At 64.5% G+C, this 16347-nt stretch carries 19 protein-coding genes and 2 pseudogenes; 12 read left to right on the top strand and 9 right to left on the bottom strand.

Annotated elements, in window-relative coordinates; genetic code table 11:
* Positions 1–5 precede the first annotated feature (5 nt).
* Positions 6–1475, top strand: a complete 1470-nt coding sequence (gene glmU, locus CAPP_RS03785) for a bifunctional UDP-N-acetylglucosamine diphosphorylase/glucosamine-1-phosphate N-acetyltransferase GlmU (protein ID WP_076599335.1) — start codon at positions 6–8, stop codon at positions 1473–1475.
* Positions 1465–2442 carry a ribose-phosphate diphosphokinase gene (locus CAPP_RS03780; protein WP_076599334.1) on the top strand — a complete coding sequence of 326 codons (978 nt, stop codon included), beginning with the start codon at positions 1465–1467 and terminating at the stop codon, positions 2440–2442. Before glmU ends, CAPP_RS03780 begins: the two co-directional genes overlap by 11 nt.
* Before the next feature lie 160 nt (positions 2443–2602).
* Here the strand turns inward: CAPP_RS03780 and CAPP_RS03775 are convergent.
* Positions 2603–2773: pseudogene (locus tag CAPP_RS03775) on the bottom strand (IS6 family transposase); the annotation flags it as partial.
* Positions 2774–2856: 83 nt separating this feature from the next.
* Complete coding sequence (locus CAPP_RS03770) at positions 2857–3030, bottom strand: hypothetical protein (RefSeq protein WP_159437736.1); 174 nt, start codon at positions 3028–3030, stop codon at positions 2857–2859.
* Positions 3031–3216: 186 nt separating this feature from the next.
* Here CAPP_RS03770 and CAPP_RS03765 point away from each other — a divergent pair, with 186 nt between their 5' ends.
* Positions 3217–4215 carry an ATP-grasp domain-containing protein gene (locus CAPP_RS03765; protein ID WP_076599333.1) on the top strand — a complete coding sequence of 333 codons (999 nt, stop codon included), beginning with the start codon at positions 3217–3219 and terminating at the stop codon, positions 4213–4215.
* 39 nt (positions 4216–4254) lie between these two features.
* Here the strand turns inward: CAPP_RS03765 and CAPP_RS03760 are convergent, their stop codons facing one another.
* Positions 4255–4959, bottom strand: a complete 705-nt coding sequence (locus CAPP_RS03760) for a hypothetical protein (RefSeq protein ID WP_076599332.1) — start codon at positions 4957–4959, stop codon at positions 4255–4257.
* Positions 4956–5222 (bottom strand): annotated as a pseudogene (locus CAPP_RS03755) (M13-type metalloendopeptidase); the annotation flags it as partial. The pseudogene CAPP_RS03755 and the gene CAPP_RS03760, both read right to left, overlap by 4 nt.
* Here CAPP_RS03755 and CAPP_RS03750 point away from each other — a divergent pair.
* Together CAPP_RS03750 and CAPP_RS03745 are read left to right on the top strand one after the other, a co-directional pair.
* Positions 5218–6597: an MFS transporter gene (locus CAPP_RS03750; RefSeq protein ID WP_076599331.1), complete on the top strand. Its 1380-nt coding sequence runs from the start codon at positions 5218–5220 to the stop codon at positions 6595–6597. The pseudogene CAPP_RS03755 and the gene CAPP_RS03750 overlap by 5 nt on opposite strands.
* Before the next feature lie 213 nt (positions 6598–6810).
* Positions 6811–7476 (top strand): 50S ribosomal protein L25/general stress protein Ctc, encoded by a 666-nt coding sequence (locus CAPP_RS03745; protein WP_076599330.1) that lies wholly within the window; start codon positions 6811–6813, stop codon positions 7474–7476.
* Positions 7477–7552: 76 nt separating this feature from the next.
* Here the strand turns inward: CAPP_RS03745 and CAPP_RS03740 are convergent, their stop codons facing one another.
* Positions 7553–7969 carry a hypothetical protein gene (locus tag CAPP_RS03740; RefSeq protein ID WP_234958855.1) on the bottom strand — a complete coding sequence of 139 codons (417 nt, stop codon included), beginning with the start codon at positions 7967–7969 and terminating at the stop codon, positions 7553–7555.
* A 93-nt stretch (positions 7970–8062) separates the two neighbouring features.
* On the opposite strand from CAPP_RS03740, the gene pth (CAPP_RS03735) reads away from it, so the two are divergent.
* Positions 8063–8626, top strand: a complete 564-nt coding sequence (pth, locus tag CAPP_RS03735) for an aminoacyl-tRNA hydrolase (protein WP_076599329.1) — start codon at positions 8063–8065, stop codon at positions 8624–8626.
* Between the two features lie 7 nt (positions 8627–8633).
* Here pth (CAPP_RS03735) and CAPP_RS03730 read toward each other — a convergent pair whose 3' ends face one another.
* The gene (locus tag CAPP_RS03730) at positions 8634–9584 is read right to left on the bottom strand and encodes a nitronate monooxygenase (protein WP_076599328.1); all 951 of its coding nucleotides are present in this window, start codon (positions 9582–9584) and stop codon (positions 8634–8636) included.
* 40 nt (positions 9585–9624) lie between these two features.
* Between CAPP_RS03730 and pth (CAPP_RS03725) the strand changes: the two genes are divergently transcribed.
* Positions 9625–10230 carry an aminoacyl-tRNA hydrolase gene (gene pth, locus CAPP_RS03725; protein ID WP_076599327.1) on the top strand — a complete coding sequence of 202 codons (606 nt, stop codon included), beginning with the start codon at positions 9625–9627 and terminating at the stop codon, positions 10228–10230.
* On the opposite strand, the gene CAPP_RS03720 is transcribed toward pth (CAPP_RS03725), so the two are convergent.
* Positions 10227–11006 (bottom strand): hypothetical protein, encoded by a 780-nt coding sequence (locus CAPP_RS03720; RefSeq protein ID WP_076599326.1) that lies wholly within the window; start codon positions 11004–11006, stop codon positions 10227–10229. The two genes, pth (CAPP_RS03725) and CAPP_RS03720, sit on opposite strands and share 4 nt — an antisense overlap.
* A complete protein-coding gene (locus tag CAPP_RS03715; RefSeq protein ID WP_076599325.1) occupies positions 11003–11755 on the bottom strand; it encodes a hypothetical protein in 753 nt (250 codons plus the stop codon). The genes CAPP_RS03720 and CAPP_RS03715 overlap by 4 nt, the downstream gene beginning before the upstream one ends.
* A gap of 69 nt (positions 11756–11824) precedes the next feature.
* Between CAPP_RS03715 and CAPP_RS03710 the strand changes: the two genes are divergently transcribed.
* The 5 genes from CAPP_RS03710 to CAPP_RS03690 are packed head-to-tail and all read left to right on the top strand — an operon-like array spanning position 11825 to position 15632.
* On the top strand, positions 11825–12100 hold the full coding sequence (locus CAPP_RS03710) for a hypothetical protein (RefSeq protein WP_076599324.1): 276 nt from the start codon (positions 11825–11827) through the stop codon (positions 12098–12100).
* Positions 12097–12399, top strand: coding sequence for a hypothetical protein (locus CAPP_RS03705; RefSeq protein ID WP_076599323.1), 303 nt, complete (start codon positions 12097–12099; stop codon positions 12397–12399). Before CAPP_RS03710 ends, CAPP_RS03705 begins: the two co-directional genes overlap by 4 nt.
* A 54-nt stretch (positions 12400–12453) precedes the next feature.
* Positions 12454–14811: an MMPL family transporter gene (locus CAPP_RS03700; protein ID WP_076599322.1), complete on the top strand. Its 2358-nt coding sequence runs from the start codon at positions 12454–12456 to the stop codon at positions 14809–14811.
* Positions 14812–14814: 3 nt separating this feature from the next.
* Positions 14815–15402, top strand: a complete 588-nt coding sequence (locus tag CAPP_RS03695) for a TetR/AcrR family transcriptional regulator (protein WP_084560590.1) — start codon at positions 14815–14817, stop codon at positions 15400–15402.
* A 41-nt stretch (positions 15403–15443) separates the two neighbouring features.
* Positions 15444–15632: a DUF2200 family protein gene (locus CAPP_RS03690; protein ID WP_084560589.1), complete on the top strand. Its 189-nt coding sequence runs from the start codon at positions 15444–15446 to the stop codon at positions 15630–15632.
* On the opposite strand, the gene CAPP_RS03685 is transcribed toward CAPP_RS03690, so the two are convergent.
* A complete protein-coding gene (locus CAPP_RS03685) occupies positions 15629–16174 on the bottom strand; it encodes an NADPH-dependent FMN reductase (RefSeq protein ID WP_076599321.1) in 546 nt (181 codons plus the stop codon). The two genes, CAPP_RS03690 and CAPP_RS03685, sit on opposite strands and share 4 nt — an antisense overlap.
* Between the last annotated feature and the right edge of the window lie 173 nt (positions 16175–16347).

Below are 16347 nucleotides of genomic sequence, written 5' to 3'. Positions count from 1 at the left end.
CAAGCGTGGCAACCCATTCCGAGTGCGCCGTCGTCGTCCTGGCGGCCGGCGCCGGAACCCGCATGAAGTCGACGACGCAGAAAACGCTCCACGAAATCGGCGGGCGCAGTCTCCTGTCCCACTCGCTACACGCGGCGGGTGGACTCTCTCCCGCGCACCTCGTGGCAGTCGTCGGCCACCAGCGCGACCAGGTCTCCCCCGCTGTGGACGCGATCGCGGAGGAGATGCAGGTCTCGATCCTCCAGGCCGTCCAGGAGGAGCAGAACGGCACGGGCCACGCAGTGCAAATCGGCCTCGGGGCCATCCCGGATTTCGACGGCACCGTCGTGGTCACCAACGGCGATGTGCCGCTGCTGCAAACGGGGACGCTGGAGGCGCTCGTCGATAAGCATGAAAGCGCTGATGCCGCTGTGACCGTGCTGTCGCTGGAATTCGAGGACCCGACGGGCTACGGGCGCATCATCCGCGACTCTGACGGCAACGTGCGCGAAATCGTCGAGGAAAAAGACGCCAACGACGAACAGCGCGCCGTCACCGAGGTCAACTCCGGCGTGTTCGCGTTCAACGGCGCCGTGCTGCGCGAGGCGCTGACCCGCATCAACTCCGACAACGCGCAGGGCGAGCTGTACATCACCGATGTGCTCGGCATCGCGGTCGGCGACGGCCGCACGGTCACCGCGTTCACTGCCCCCGACGCCCGCGAGCTCGCCGGTGTCAACGACCGCGTCCAGCTCGCCGCTGCCGGCAAGGAGCTCAACCGCCGCCTCGTCGAGAAAGCCATGCGCGGCGGCGCCACCGTCGTCGACCCGGACACCACCTGGATCGGCGTCGACGTGGAGATCGGCCAGGACGTGGTCATCCACCCGAACACCCAGCTGTGGGGTTCCACCGTCATCGGTGACGGCGCTGTCGTGGGCCCCGACACCACCCTGACCGACTTCGAGGTCGGCGAACGCGCCTCCGTTGTGCGCACCCACGGCGAGCTCGGTGTCGTCGGCGCTGAGGCAACCGTCGGGCCCTTCACCTACATCCGCCCCGGCACCAAGCTGGGCGCCCGCGGAAAGCTCGGTGGCTTCGTCGAGGCGAAGAACGCCGAGATCGGCGACGGCTCCAAGGTGCCCCACCTGACATACATCGGCGACGCCACCGTCGGCCGCGAATCCAATATCGGCGCATCCAGCGTCTTCGTGAACTACGACGGCGTGAACAAGCACCACACCACCATCGGCGATCACTGCCGCACCGGCTCCGACACCATGTTCGTCGCCCCCGTCACCGTCGGCGATGGGGCATACACCGGCGCGGGTACAGTAGTGACTGAAGATGTGCCCGCCGGCGCCCTGGCCGTCAAGGAAGGACACCAGCGCAACATCGAAGGCTGGGTGGAGAAGAGCCGCCCCGGAACGGCAGCGGCCAATGCCGCCCAGCGCGCACGCGAGAGTGAACTGAAAGGTGACACCACCAATGACCGGTAAGAAAGTCGAAAGCCACAAGGACCTCAAGGTCTTCACCGGCCGGGCACACCCGGACCTGGCCGAGAAGGTCGCCGAGGAACTGGGCATCGACCTCGTGCCCACCACCGCACGCGACTTCGCCAACGGCGAGATCTTCATCCGCTTCGACGAATCCGTCCGCGGCGCCGACTGTTTTGTCATGCAGTCCCACACCCAGCCGTTGAACAAGTGGCTGATGGAACAGCTCATCATGATCGACGCTTTGAAGCGCGGCTCCGCCAAGCGCATCACCGCGATCCTGCCGTTCTACCCGTACGCCCGCCAGGACAAAAAGCACCGCGGCCGCGAGCCGATTTCCGCCCGCCTCGTCGCGGACCTGCTCACCGCCGCTGGCGCGGACCGCATCGTGTCTGTCGACCTGCACACGGACCAGATCCAGGGCTTCTTCGATGGCCCGGTCGACCACATGCACGCGATGCCGATCCTGACGGACTACATCAAGTCCAAGTACCCGCTGGACAACCTCGTTGTGGTCTCCCCCGACGCCGGCCGTGTGAAGACCGCTGAGAAGTGGGCCAACACGCTCGGCGACGCACCGATGGCGTTCGTGCACAAGACCCGCGACATCGACGCCGCGAACAAGGTCGTCTCCAACCGCGTCGTCGGCGACGTCGACGGCAAGGACTGCGTGCTGCTCGACGACATGATCGACACCGGCGGCACCATCGCCGGCGCGGTCGGCGTGCTCAAGGACGCCGGCGCCCGTTCTGTGGTCATCGCCACCACCCACGGCGTCTTCTCCGACCCGGCCCGCGAGCGCCTTTCCAGCTGCGGCGCGGAGGAAGTCATCACGACCGACACCCTGCCGCAGTCCACGGAGGGCTGGAGCAAACTCACCGTTCTCTCCATCGCGCCGCTGCTGGCGCGCACGATCCACGAGATCTTCGAGAACGGCTCCGTGACCACCCTCTTCGAGGGCCAGGCCTAGCCGCGATTTTCCAGGTACCTATTCCAGGGCACCTATTCACCACCGGCCACAGCGGGACTGAATAGGCGCCCAGGAATAGGTTGGTGCTGTTGCAAAGTTGGGCGGAGAGCAGCGAAGACTCAGTTTCTCATTCCCTGATGGCCGCTGCGTGTGGGCGTTCTCAGGCCGTCTCGAAGACCCGGTTGACGATCACCACGTCCGGGTTCGGTTGCCCGTAGGCAAACACCGTGCCTTGCCCTTTCCGCAATGAGTGCATCGCCTCCATCCCTTTCAACGTCCGATATGCAGATGTCCGGTTCTTAAACGCGCCTTTCGGCCCGAGGATCCGCTGCCTCCCTGAAGGCGTGGCATCTCGGCGACCCGATCCCGTTCCTGCTCAAGCGGCGCGACGGGTAGACGGGGCCGGGTGCGCCCCTAGTAGGAGGCGGGCGGGTCGCTTGCCGGGAACGATTCGTCGATGCGCTCGTCGACGAGCTCGTCGACGTTCATCGTCCCGGCCGCGCCGTCGTCCTGCGGCGACAGAGTCGCGTCATGCTCGCGCGCGTCGTTTGTGTCCTCGGCGGGATTGCGGTCTGAATTCGTGCTCATTATGTCCTCCACGGGCTGCATCGTTCTTGCAATCCGAGATTACTCGGCCAGCGCAGGCCCCGCAGGCACGCGTGCCGTGAATTTCCCGGATGCCCGGCGCGGGGTGGACCACCCGACTACCATGTCTAGAAACATAAGTAAGTAGGCATATGAGCACGGGAGTGCTCGGAAGGGTACCCCAGTGCGATGCTGAGCCGATTCAACGAACCGCCCCGCCCAGACCAACCGTTGATCGTTATTCTCAGCGACGACACCGATGAAGAAGACCACAACGTGCTCTTCCCGGCCCTGCGCGACCGGGGCACCTCCGTGATCCGCGTCCACCCTCACGAGCTGGTGGTCAATATCCGGGACGGGGTGCAGTCATTCTCTGCGGCGGGCCTGGAATTCACACCCGATCTGGTGGTCGGGTGGGTCCTGGAGGATCTGTTGTTCCCGGGGATGGCCCATCTGGAGGCGTTCGCCGCCGCGGGAGTCCCCGTGATCAACTCCGCGCTGACCCTCTTCAGGGCGCAGAACAAGTACGTTACCAGTGCCCACCTGGCTGCGGAGCGCGCCCTGGGCTACCCGGTCATCACAGGCCGGGACCCGGTCGCGCTCCGCTCGTGGATGGCTGAGCTCGGCGGCCCGGCCGTGACGAAGCCCGTCTTCGGTTTCGGCGGCCGTGGTCTCCAGCGCGCGGACACCGCCGCCGACCTCCAGCCAGTCCTGGCCGGGGTGGAGCAGAGCGGGGAGAACTACTACGCCATGCCGTGGGTTCAGAACCCGGGCCGCGACATCAGGGTCTACACCGTCAACCACCACGCGGTGTTCGCGATGTACCGTTACGCGCCCGCGGGGCAGTGGGTGACCAACGTGAAGGCGGGCGGCCAGATCGCGATGTGCCCCCTCACCGAGGACATCAGTGCCCTCGCCTCCCGTGCATCCCGCGCCGTGGGAACGCTGATCGGGGGAGTGGACATCGGAGAGGACACGGCCACGGGCGAACTCGTGGTCTACGAGGTCAATTCCTGCCCTACCTGCGAGCCGCCGGTCCTCCTGGCCGCAGCGGATTTCCTTGCGGCCGCAGCCCGCGACGTCGACGCTGCCGTACGCACGTGGCGGCCGGCGAAGGTCTACGACGGCGTGGATGACGACCCGGCTCTCTTCCACCCGAGCAAGCACGGGCTCATCCGTCAGCGGTGACGGCCGGCCCGCAAAGTAAACAGCCGGGCCGCCCGGGGATCACCCGGCGTTCCGGCCAGCCGCAGAGCGCAGCACATCTGCGGCGTCGCGAACTCGGCGGCGCGCCTGGGTGCGGGTGGAGATCCAGCCGCGGGTGACATACTCCTCGCGGGTTTGCACCACGGTGGCCTCCTGCCCCTCGGCGGACGGAAAGGTCAGCAGCGTCGTGTCGGGCAGCGTGCCCAACCCCCACAGAACCACGTGCGTTGCGCCGCTACCGCGGGCCGAGCGCACCGCGGCAGCGGCTGCGGCGGGGTCGGCGATGTCGAGGATCGTGGTTCCCGACAGCTCCGCGGCGCCAGCTACCTCGGGGCGCCAGAGGAACTCCCGGGCCTGCGGCCCGAGCCCCGCCGCGCAGGACACCGCCCATGCCCCGGAAGGGTGGGAGGGGGTGAACAAAGCGCCCAGGTCGACCTCGCTCACCGACACCCCGCCGGCGTAGGCGACACCGGGCATGGCGTGGTCGACGGCCGAACCGAGCATGAGCATCGCCGCGTGGGTGAGCCGGTCCGGCAGCAGCGCGAGGTACCTGTCCGACGGCTCGCCTTCGAGCGGGTAGGTCGCATCCATGTAGGAGACCAGCTGCTCCAGCTGCAGCTCGTCCGGCAGGAGGCGCTCCACGCCGCCGACGTTGAAGTCGGCGTCGCCCTGCACGTTTTCCGGGTAGGAATCGTCGAGCGAACCCTGTTCGAGCGGTTTCCTCACCAGATTGCCACCCGCTTCGCCGGATCGATCCACATCGTGGATCCCTCGTCCACCTCGAAGGCCTCGTAGAACTCGGGGATGTTGGCCGCGATCACGTTGCAGCGAAACTCGTTGGGCGAGTGGGGGTCGATGGCCAGCAGCTGGGCGGCCATCTCCGGGCGCGCCTTCGAGCGCCACACCCGTGCCCACGCCAGGAAGAGGCGTGGTTTCTGTCGTTTTCGAGCGGTGTGCGCGCTCTTTCGCATAAACTTCGCAAGCATGGTTTCAACACCGAAAGCAGCAAGCGCGCCGCTTAACGACGACGCCTCCCTCACCTCCGAACGCCGCCGCGTGGTGGCAGCCACGACGGTGGGCACTGCCATCGAGTGGTACGACTTCTTTCTCTACGCCGCCACCGCCGGCCTGGTGTTCAAGGCCGCGATGTTCGCCCCGCTGGGTCCGGCCGGCGGCACTTTAGTCGCATTCCTCACCGTCGGGCTGTCGTTCCTGTTCCGCCCGCTCGGCGCGTTTTTGGCGGGGCATTTCGCGGACAAGCTCGGCCGCCGCGTTGTGCTCATGGTGACGCTGCTGGCAATGGGGGGCGCCACCACCCTGATCGGCCTGCTTCCCACCTACGAGACGATCGGTGTCCTCTCCCCCGTCCTGCTCGTTCTGCTGCGCCTGGTGCAGGGCATTTCCGCCGGCGGCGAGTGGGGTTCGGCAGTCCTTCTGGCCGTCGAGCACGCCCCGGACGGCAAGCGCGGCCTCTTCGGCGCGGGTCCGCAGATCGGCGCCCCTGCCGGCCTGTTGCTGTCGTCCGGCGCGCTGTACCTGATGAATATCATCGCGCCGGGCGACGCCTTCCTCGACTGGGGCTGGCGCGTGCCGTTCCTCTTCTCCGCCCTGCTGGTTCTGCTCGGCTGGTGGGTGCGCAAGGGCGTGGACGAATCCCCGGTCTACGAAGAAATGACGGAGATTTCCGCTGGACAAGCTTCCAATCCTATCGGCGCATTGTTCCGAAACTACACTCCCGTCGTCATCGCTGGCGCCCTTCTCTTCGCAGCGAACAGCGTGCTGGGATACATGACCACCGGCGGCTACATCCAGAACTACACCACCGACCCGGACGGAATGGCCATGGAGCGCGGGCCGATCCTCTTCGCCGTCACCGTCGCCGGGGCAGTCTGGATGGTCTCCACATTCTTCACCGGCTGGCTCTCCGACCGGCTCGGGCGGAAGACCACCCTCGTCGGCGGTTTTGTCATCCAGATCATCGCCGCTTTCGTTCTCTTCCCACTGGTGAACACAGCTGAGATGGGCAAGATTTACGCTGCTCTGATCTTCCTCGCCCTGGCACTCGGCTTCACCTACGGGCAGATCGCGGCGCTGTATTCGGAGCTCTTCCCCGCCTCGGTCCGCGCGTCTGGCACTTCGATCACCTACGCGATCGGCGCGATCCTCGGCGGCGCCTTCGCCCCGTTCATCGCATCCTGGATCTATGAAGCCACCGGTTCCTCGTGGGGTATCACCGCCTACTTGGTCGGCGCGAGCGTCGTCGGCCTCGCCGTGGCTGTGAGTATCCGCGAGCGCGCCGGCATTCCTCTCGACACCGGCCACGAACACCTGCAGCGCACCGGCCATTTCATCTGGCAGCGCTAGGTTTGGTCCGGCCCTACCCGCTCTGCTAATCTCATGAGCTGTCTCGGCGAGGGACCCCACTTGCTCGGATTCGCGCAAGCAGGGCCGTTATCGACGCGATGAATTATCACAGACTTTTCTCCCAAAAGCCTGCGGTCACTCGACGAGCACACGTGGCCGCAGGCTTTTTCTGTGGCTCATCGAATCTAAGCATCACTAGAAGGAGAAAGCATCATGGCGAATAAGTTCCCGACCATCCAGGCTGACAAGCGCGACGAGTTCGGCAAGGGCTCCGCTCGCCGCCTGCGCGCCGCGGGCCGCGTCCCGGGCGTTCTGTACAGCAACGGCGAGGACAACATCCACTTCCACGTGGACATCCTCGAGATCACCGCTCTCGTGCGCAACGACGGCACCAACGCCATTCTCGAACTCGAGGTTGAGGGCGACAAGAACCTCGCGATGGTCAAGCACGTCGACCAGAACGTCCTGACCCTGAACATCGACCACATCGACCTCTTCGGCGTCAAGCGCGGCGAAAAGGTAACCGTCGAGGTCCCGGTCGTCTACGAGGGCGAGGCTGCCCCGGATGCTGTGGTCCTGCAGGAGATCGACGTTGTCGAGATCGAGGTCGACGCGCTGAACATTCCGGACGAGATCACCGTGTCCATCGAGGGCAAGGAGATCGGCGACCAGATCCTCGCCGGCGATCTGCCGCTGCCGGAGGGCGCCGAGCTCATCACCGATCCGGAGTACCTGGCCATCAATGTCACCTACCAGCAGGTTGACGAAGAGGTCGAGGCTGCTGCTGAAGAGGCTGAGGAAGGCGGCGCTGAGGCTGGCGCCGAGTCCGCGGACGAGGCACCGGCTGACGGCGAGGGCGAGGGCACCTCCGAGGAGTAAATCGCTTATCGGCGCCAACGGCTAAACGGCCGGCCACCCCACCGCGGGGTCGCCGGCCGTTTCTCTATTTGTATCTTTATTGTTTCCGCTCTGGACGAGCGACAGAAAGAAGCACCAGTCCCGTGACGATCCACAGGGCGAGCACCCACCAGGCAGCCCCTGCCCCGCCACCGTCAAAGAACGACAGCGAGCGGACGAGGTGGCCGGTCGCACCGATCGGCATCCACTGGCCCAGGGTGGACCACCCCGACGGCAGCAGCCACGGACCCGTCGACAAGCCGGACAGGGGGTTCGCCAGGAAGATCGTCAAGACGGCACCGATACCCACGCCGGGAACGCCCATGAGCGCCCCGAGTCCCGCAGTAAGCATCGAGGTAGCCAAAATACCGGCGGAGATAGCGAGCCACTCCATAGCGAAGCTGCCCGTCAACGTCCCGTTTGCCTTGGCGATCGCCTCTCGCCCGCTACCGGATTCATCGATCATCAATGCCACAGCGCCTCGCATTCAGGAGCGACTCATCGACCTCTTCCTCGAGGGGATTGAAGGCCCGCGCGACCTGAGCCACGGTAAGTAGACTCGATTCTCGTGACTTCCGATTCTTCGCCAGTTCTCATCGTCGGCCTGGGCAATCCCGGGACGATCTACGCACAGACCCGCCACAATGCGGGAGTGATGGTGATCGAAGAGCTGCTCGACCGCACCACTCCGATGCCGGCGCAGTTGAGCGTGCACAAGAAGACGAACACCGAAGTCGCCGAGCTCACCGCCGGCCGTCTCACCGGCCGCCGGACGATTCTCGCCCGCACCCGCAGCTTCATGAATGTCTCCGGCGGCCCGGTGAAAGCCCTCGCCAGCTATTACGGTGTCAAGCCCGCCGATATTTATCTCATTTACGACGAGCTCGACCTCGACTTCGGCACGGTCAAACTCCGCCTCGGCGGCGGCGACCACGGCCACAACGGGCTGAAGTCCGTGACCAAGTCGTTGGCCACCCCGAACTACAACCGTCTCGCCGTGGGCATCGGACGCCCACCCGGCCGCCAAGCCCCCGCCGATTACGTGCTCAAGCCCTTCAGCAAGCAGGAAGCAGCCGAGCTGCCCATCACGCTTGCCGACGCGGCCGACGAACTCATCGCCGCTCTCTCGTAGCGCGTAGCTAACGCCCCAGCAGCTTGGCCTCGATCTCCGCGGCGGGACCTTCGTGGAGTTTGCCGGCGAAATCGTCGCCGACGAGGCAGTAGCCGTGGTCGGGATCATTGCGCAGCGGTTTCTGCATGGCGTTTAGCTGCGGGTACAGCGGGGGAAGATCGTCGTGCTCGCGGGTGAAGCGGGTTTCCACGCCGCGGGCGTAGCGGCCGGAGAAGGCGCGGGTGGACACAGAGGTCCCGCCGGCTCGTAAGGTGGCGCGGTTGTTTTCGGAGGTGCCGGCTTCGTCGGCAAGCAGGAATGCGCTGCCGCAGGCGACGGAGTTCGCGCCCCACTCGATAAGGCGCTCGACATCCTCAGCAGTGCGGGCGCCGCCGGCGGCGATGATCGGGATGTTGACGTGGCGGAAAATGCCGCTGAGCAGTTGCTCCAGGTCGCGCCCGTCGGGCTCTTCGGTGATCCTCCACGTGGAGCGGTGGCCGCCGGCCTTCGGGCCCTGCACGATCACACCGTCGGCGCCGAGTTCGGCTGCCTTGAGCGCGTCGACCTCGTTCGTCACTGTCACCCACGCCTGGATGCCGGCATCGTGGATGCGGCGGAATTCTTCTTCAGTGAAACAGCCGAAGGTGCACGAAATGATCGCCGCGCGGCCGTCGGCGAGCGCGAGGTTGAGCTTCTCGTGGAAGCCGAAGGTGTAATCCGGCTCAGGGATCTCCGCGTTAAGCTCAGCCGCGACTGCTTCCAAGTCTTCCCGGCGCGGGGTTTCCCGTTGGGGGTAGAAGAGGTTGATGCCGAAGGGTTCGTCGATATGCGAAAGCTCCTCGCGCGCGTGCTCGAGCGTGCACGTCCCCCACGCGAGGAAGCCGAAACCGACAGCGTTCACGAGTTCCGGCGTACTCGGGCCACCCGCCATGGGGGCGGCGATCACGCGGGGCAGACGGGCGGGAAGTTCTGGTGGCATGGTGGCCACTCTAGCGGAGCGCTGACTTAGACTGGGCTGCGTGTTCGACAAAATCCGCGCCCTTTTCGCACCCCGCCAGCACGAACCCGACCTCGACGCTGACTGGCTCATCGTAGGTCTGGGCAACCCCGGCGCGAAATATGCCGCCACCCGCCACAACGTGGGCTACATGGCGCAGGACATGCTTATCGACGGACAAGCCCTGCGCCCCCTGCCCTCCTTCAAAGCCCAGGGCGTGCTGGTGCCGGACACGACTGCCCTCGCGCTGCGGTCGACGACCTTCATGAACAACAGCGGCGAAGGCGTTGCTCCGGTGGCGGAGAAGCTTGAGATTCCGCCCGAGCGCATCATCGTCCTCCACGACGAACTCGACATGCCTGCCGGGAAAGTCCGCATCAAGCAGGGCGGGAACGAGAACGGGCACAACGGCCTGAAGTCTCTGACTGAGCAGCTGGGAACCCGCGACTACATCCGCGTGCGCATCGGCATCGGCCGCCCGCCGAAGGGCATGCCGGTCCCCGAATGGGTGCTCAGCCCCGTCGATGACGAGGGGCTGGACGAGCGGATCGCCACCGCCGCGGACGCCGCGCGCCTCGTGGTTGAGGAAGGCCTGCAGCGCGCGCAGAACCAGATCCACGCGCGCTAGCTAGTGCTGCTGCGGTTGCGGAACTCGATCTGCTCGTTGACTGCATAGGCGTGCAGCCACGGCACGAGACCGTCGATGCCTGTGCCGAAAACCCACAACTCGCTGCTGAAGTCGGGTGGCGAATAGTCGATGTCCTTCTTGATGAATCTGAACACAGGCCGCGCCTCCCGCATGACCGCCGCGTATTCGGCGCAGATCCCCATGAAGATCTGGAAGAACTGCGGCGACACAAGGTCGCCCTTCAGCGCCCGCGCCCGGCGCGTCACCGCGACAATGCCGTCGCGCACCGGGACACGCTTTGTGTCGTCCAGCGAGCAGGAATCGTACGCGAAGGCAAGGTCCTCCAGCAGATCGTCGACGATGGTCAACCGCGCGTCCTCGTCGCCATTTTCCGCCGCGGCGAGCACTGCAACGCGCCGCGACATTCTGTCGATCCTCCGTGCCGCCCGCATCGGGCCGGTCGCTTTGGCGCTGCTGTTGCCGCCTTCTGGCAGCGGCGTGAGCGCCTGCTTCGCCTGATTCCACTGCTCGACCATGCCTGCGGCCAGCGGCGAGCGCAATTGGTGGATCAGCCGGTCAGTCGCAGGAACGGAGTTGACAGCGCGGCGGTACAAGGCATCGTCACGCGGAATGATGGGTTCGGTGTACGCCTCGATACCCCCGCGCGCGGTCTGGCTGATATTCGGATTCAGGTACCGGATCAACGCGACGATGCCGGCGACGATCAGCACGCCGACAACGGCAACGGGCGCCCATTCAGAAACAGTCTCGATCATCGCTCCACTCCCCTCCGCCACCGTCGGTAGACCTGCGCTTCCGTGCACGGCCTCAGCAGCCCGTCCGGGTCGACCAGCCACTTCGCCTTGTATTTCACGGTTCTATTCCACGCCGCGCCGGCGGGCACGAACCCGCCCACACCGGCGGCGGGGCGGAATTCCCGGCTCGTGATCGTCACCGGCACCTCACCGAAACGCATTCTCGAAAACCTGCCGACGGAGTGCACCACACGCACATAGTCCTCGACGAAGGTCGGCGCGGCCTCCTTCCCGCGCAACGCCGCGATATCGCGGAACACAGGTTGGGCGTTGACCGTGCGGACTTCAGTCATCAGCTCGTTGACCGCTTGACGACGGCACCCGACGTCCCCTCCCTCAATCCCCGCCACGTATCGGACGTTGTCGTAGGTGGCGTAGATTTTCTCGATCGCCGTGACCGACCGCGGATCATCCGCGAATTCCTGCTTCACTTGATCCCAATTAGCCCGCGCATTCAGCGGCAAAAGCGGCGAGCGGATCCCCCGGATAATCCGGTCGGTCTCTCCGATTAATGCCCCCGCGCGCTGCCCGTGCGTGTCCGCGAAGGCCCTGCCAGCCTTATTCTTTTTGCGGTTTTCCCTAATCAGCATCACACCGATGATCACGACCACCACCAGAACTGAGGCTGCGAACAAGACAAGCGCTGAGCTCAACGGCATGTCGGTGTCCGACTGCGCCAATACCTGCCCGTCCATTCTCGTGCGCGCCATTCAGCCGGTGGACAATCCGTTTTCACCCTAAACTGTTTTCCATCGCTCGCGCGCTGGGGAGGAGACGCAATGTTGCCCGACCACGAACTCATCGCTGATGTCGGCAACGGCTGGAAACGCTACAAGGTGGCTTCCAAGATTCTCGGCAACGGCTTCCTCGTCTGGTCGCTCGCGTTTCTCCTGGTATTCCTCTTCACCAGCGGTGTCCGTGTCGACAATCAGCGGATGTATTTCGACGGCGACACCGGACTGATGATCCGGTCCGCGATCGGCGTCGTCGCCTGGTTCACCGCTATCTTCCTCATTTACGTGTTCAGCCGGGGCTGGCCGCTCTGCACGCCGTGACTGTTGCGGCCGCATGGATCTGGGTCGCGCCGACATTCCGCCGCAAGGGCTTGTTCACCTTCATCCGCCGCCTCGTTGGGCTGGATGACGTGCACCGGCAAGGCGCCCACCGCGTTGCCGCCATCGACGGCTATGGGCCGTGGCCGCTGTGGTTTGAACCAGTGCCGACGAGGCACGCCACTCCACGCTTCTCCTCCATTGAGCTGCACACTCCCCCTACGTTCGCGCGAGGCGACGTCGTCGCGGTCAACCGCAGCGGCGAGGTTGAGTTTTCCGGCACGATTTCCTGCCGCATTTGACGGCACCCCGACTCAAGTTGCACAGACCATGCAAGTTTGCGTACACTGCGCAGCATGTCTAAAATTCTCTATCGGCTAGGACAATGGTCGTATAAAAAAGTCTGGCCTTTTTTGGCTGTATGGTTGATCCTCCTCGGCGCTCTCGGGTTCGGCGCCGTCAACTTCGCAAAATCTCCGAGCCCGACGTTCTCCATGCCGGACATGGACTCCACTGTCACTCAGCAGGAGATGAACGAGCGCTTCGGCACGGATGAGGACGCGATGAGCGTGCCAAGCGCCACCGTCCTCGTCCAGGCACCGGAGGGAAAGACTCTGAAGGACCCGGAGGTCATGGGCGACGTCGACAAGCTGCTCCACGAGCTCAAATCCACCGGTGACTTCCGCGATCCCGACGCCATCGTCAATCCGGTGCTCGCGGCTGGGGGCATGGCCCAGCAAATGGGCGAGGCGAAAAGCGCCCAGGGCATGCCTCAAGAGCAGATCGACTCGGATCTCGCCGCATTGTCCCCGCTGAGTCCCGATGAGACCACCGGCACTGTGAACGTGACCTTCGACGCCGAGACTGTCATGGAGATCCCGGAGGAGACACTCACCGAAGTCCAGGACATTCTGCAGCGCTACGACGACACCGATCTCACCGTGAAGTACAGCGGCAACGCGTTCAGCGGTGCAGGTGAAATGGACGGCACCGCAGAGCTGATCGGTATTGCCGTCGCAGCGATCGTCCTGCTGGTCACCTTCGGTTCGCTGGTGGCAGCGGGCCTGCCGCTCATCGCCGCGGTGATCGGCGTGGGTGTCGGCATCCTGGGAGTGCAGCTGTGCACGCTGCTCACCGACTCGATTTCGGACATGACTCCGATGCTGGCTTCGATGATCGGCCTCGCAGTCGGAATCGACTACTCACTGTTCATTGTCGCGCGATTCCGCAACGAGCTGATCACATCGTCCGGCTTGAACGACCTGACCCCCAAAGAACTCGCGCAAGAGCTGCGCAAGATGGACAAGGACACCCGTGCCCGCGCCATGGGCATGGCTCTGGGCACTGCTGGCGGCTCCGTCGTCTTCGCAGGCACCACCGTTCTCATCGCTTTGGCGGCGCTTTCCATCATCCGGATCCCGTTCCTCACCACGATGGCCCTCGCCGCAGCTGCGACCGTCGCGATCGCTGTTCTTGTGGCGCTGACCTTCTTGCCGTCGCTGCTCGGCCTGCTGGGCACCCGCGCCTTCGCGATCCGCGTCCCAGGGCCGAAGGTCCCCGACCCGGAAGACGAGAAACCGACGATGGGTCTGCTGTGGGCGCGCCAGATCCGCGCACGGCCGTGGCTGAACCTCATTGCTGGCGCACTTCTGTTGGGCATTTTGGCCATCCCTGCCGCGAACCTGCGTCTGGCCATGCCCACCGACGGCACTGCGAAGCTCGGGTCGCCGCAGCGTGAAGCCTACGAGATCACGGCCGAGAAATTCGGCGAGGGACGCAACGCACCGATGATCGCGTACGTGGACACCGCTAACGTCGCAGAGCAAGACCGTATGGGCGCTTACCAGACCCTTCTCCAGGATTTCTCTGACACTGAAGGCGTTGTCAACGCACAGATCGTGCAGACCACTGACAACATGGACGCGGCCCAGATCCTGATCACCCCGAATTCGGGCGCGACCGACGAGGCCACGACCCAGACACTTGAGCGTCTCCGCGGCTTCAAGCAGCCGTTCGAAGACGAGACCGGTGCGACCTTCGGCATCACCGGCATCACGCCGATCTTCGACGACATCTCGGAAATGCTCTCCAATGTCCTCGTCCCCTACATCGCGATTGTGCTTGGCCTCGCATTTATCGTGCTCATGCTCGTCTTCCGGTCCTTCTGGGTGCCTCTCATTGCCGCGCTCGGCTTCGGGCTCTCCATGGCAGCGACATTCGGCGTCACTGTCGCGATCTTCCAGGAGGGCATGTTCGGGATCATCGAAGATCCGCAACCGTTGTTGTCGTTCCTGCCGATCATGCTCATCGGCCTGACCTTTGGCCTGGCCATGGATTACCAGGTCTTCCTGGTCACGCGCATGCGCGAAGGTTACGTTTCACGGAGCAAGACCGCCGGAAATGCAGTTTCCAACGGTTTCAAGCACGGTGCCCGCGTGGTCACAGCCGCAGCGCTCATCATGATCTCCGTGTTCGCCGCATTCATGCTTATCGACGAGCCCTTCATCAAGGCCATGGGCTTTGCTCTCGCCGTGGGCGTTCTCCTCGATGCCTTCGTGGTTCGCATGACTCTGATCCCAGCCACGATGTACCTGCTCGGCGACCGGGCGTGGAAGATCCCGGGGTGGTTGGACAAGGCTCTGCCCAACTTGGACATCGAGGGCGAGAAGCTCCAGCACATGCATGCCCGCCAACCCGAACCGGCTACGGTGTAGGCCATGAGCCTGCGTGAAGAAAAGAAGGCCGCGACCCGGTGCGCCATCTCGGAGGCGGCGGTGACGCTGCTGGTCGAGGAAGGCATGGGAGCGGTCACCGTCGCGCAGGTGTCGGAAAGAGCCGGAGTGTCTGCGCGCACATTCCACAATTACTTCGCCGACATCGACGAGGCCTATTACGAGTTCTTGGGGAAGGTCTTCGCCACGATCGCAGAGCAGATCGCCGCGATGCCGGCCGACATGTCTGCCGCTGAGGTCATGGAGTCAATCATCGCCGATGCATTGGCTGAGGAGGGTTTCGACTTGTATTCAGCTTCGACATTGGTGATCATCGGCGACCAGGCCCGGGCTGCCTCGAGCGCCCCGCCCACTGAAGAGACGATCAGCCAGCTTGCAACTCCCCTCATTGAGAGCATGCGCGAGCGGGTGCCTGGCGCTTCATTTTTCGACGCGGAAGTACTCCTGAACGCGTTCGGCATCGCTGGCGCAACCGCGGTGCGGGCCTATCTCTCCCTCCCGGAGCCCCGCGATCCGGAAGAAGGCAGGAAGCTCGTGCGCCGCGCGTACCGAGTACTGCATAAAGCCGTCTAGCCTGTAGCCATGGACGAACAGGCGAAGCTCGAGCGGGTAACATCACGCTGCGCGATTTCTTCGGTCAGGCCACGCTGGACCCTGGGGCGGAACTCATCACCGGCAGCGTGTGCGGCGTCCGCGTCGAGGAAGTCGAGAACCCGCTCATGCGCAAGATCCGGATGATGGACAAGATCGTGGATGAGCTGGCCCGCGGCGAAGCCGTCATCAAGATCATTGGCAGTTCTTAACCGCGCAGCTTGCTCGTCAGCTCCTCAAGCCGGTCGCACATCGCCGCGAGCTCCTGTGCGCGGTGCGGCATCGGGTTGAAGCCGTCGCACATCTCCATCGCCTGGATGAAGCCGAGTTGTTCACGGATGTCGTGCATGTGGAAATTCGCGGCGATCTGGCGCCAGTGCTCAATCGCGCGGATCGCGCCGACACCGCCGTAGCCGACGAACGCAATCGGCTTGCCCACCCACTCTGGGCCGAGGGTGTCCACGGCGTTCTTCAACGCCGCCGGAACGGAGTGGTTGTACTCGGGCGTGATGAAGATGAAGGCATCGCACGCATCGATCGCCTTCGACCAGCGGGTGACCTCATCGTTGTCGTACTGTTTATTCATGAGCATGGGGAGCCCGGCGCCGTCGTAAAGCGGAAGCTCGAAATCCGCGAGGTCGATGAACTGGTATTCAGCGCCCTCGCGCTCCCCGATATTCTCTTTCATCCACCCCGCGACCTTCTCAGCGGTACGGCTCTTGCGGATGGATCCGACGATCACGCCGATCTTCATACTGTCTCCTCTCGTTTGTGTACAAGTCACCTATCTCAGCTCCACTCTAGTGAAGGCCATCTGAACCTCCCGCGACGGAGCTCGAGCAACTGGTGTCTTCAACGCGAGAACCAGTCCAAAGAATTCCAGAAAGACGATGTTCGGCCGCTTTTCTGCTGGTTCGCCCTCCCACC

This window comes from Corynebacterium appendicis CIP 107643, assembly GCF_030408415.1.
Taxonomy (GTDB): domain Bacteria; phylum Actinomycetota; class Actinomycetes; order Mycobacteriales; family Mycobacteriaceae; genus Corynebacterium; species Corynebacterium appendicis.
Note: the sequence above shows the minus strand (reverse complement) of the source record. Positions and strands in the feature narration are given on the sequence as shown.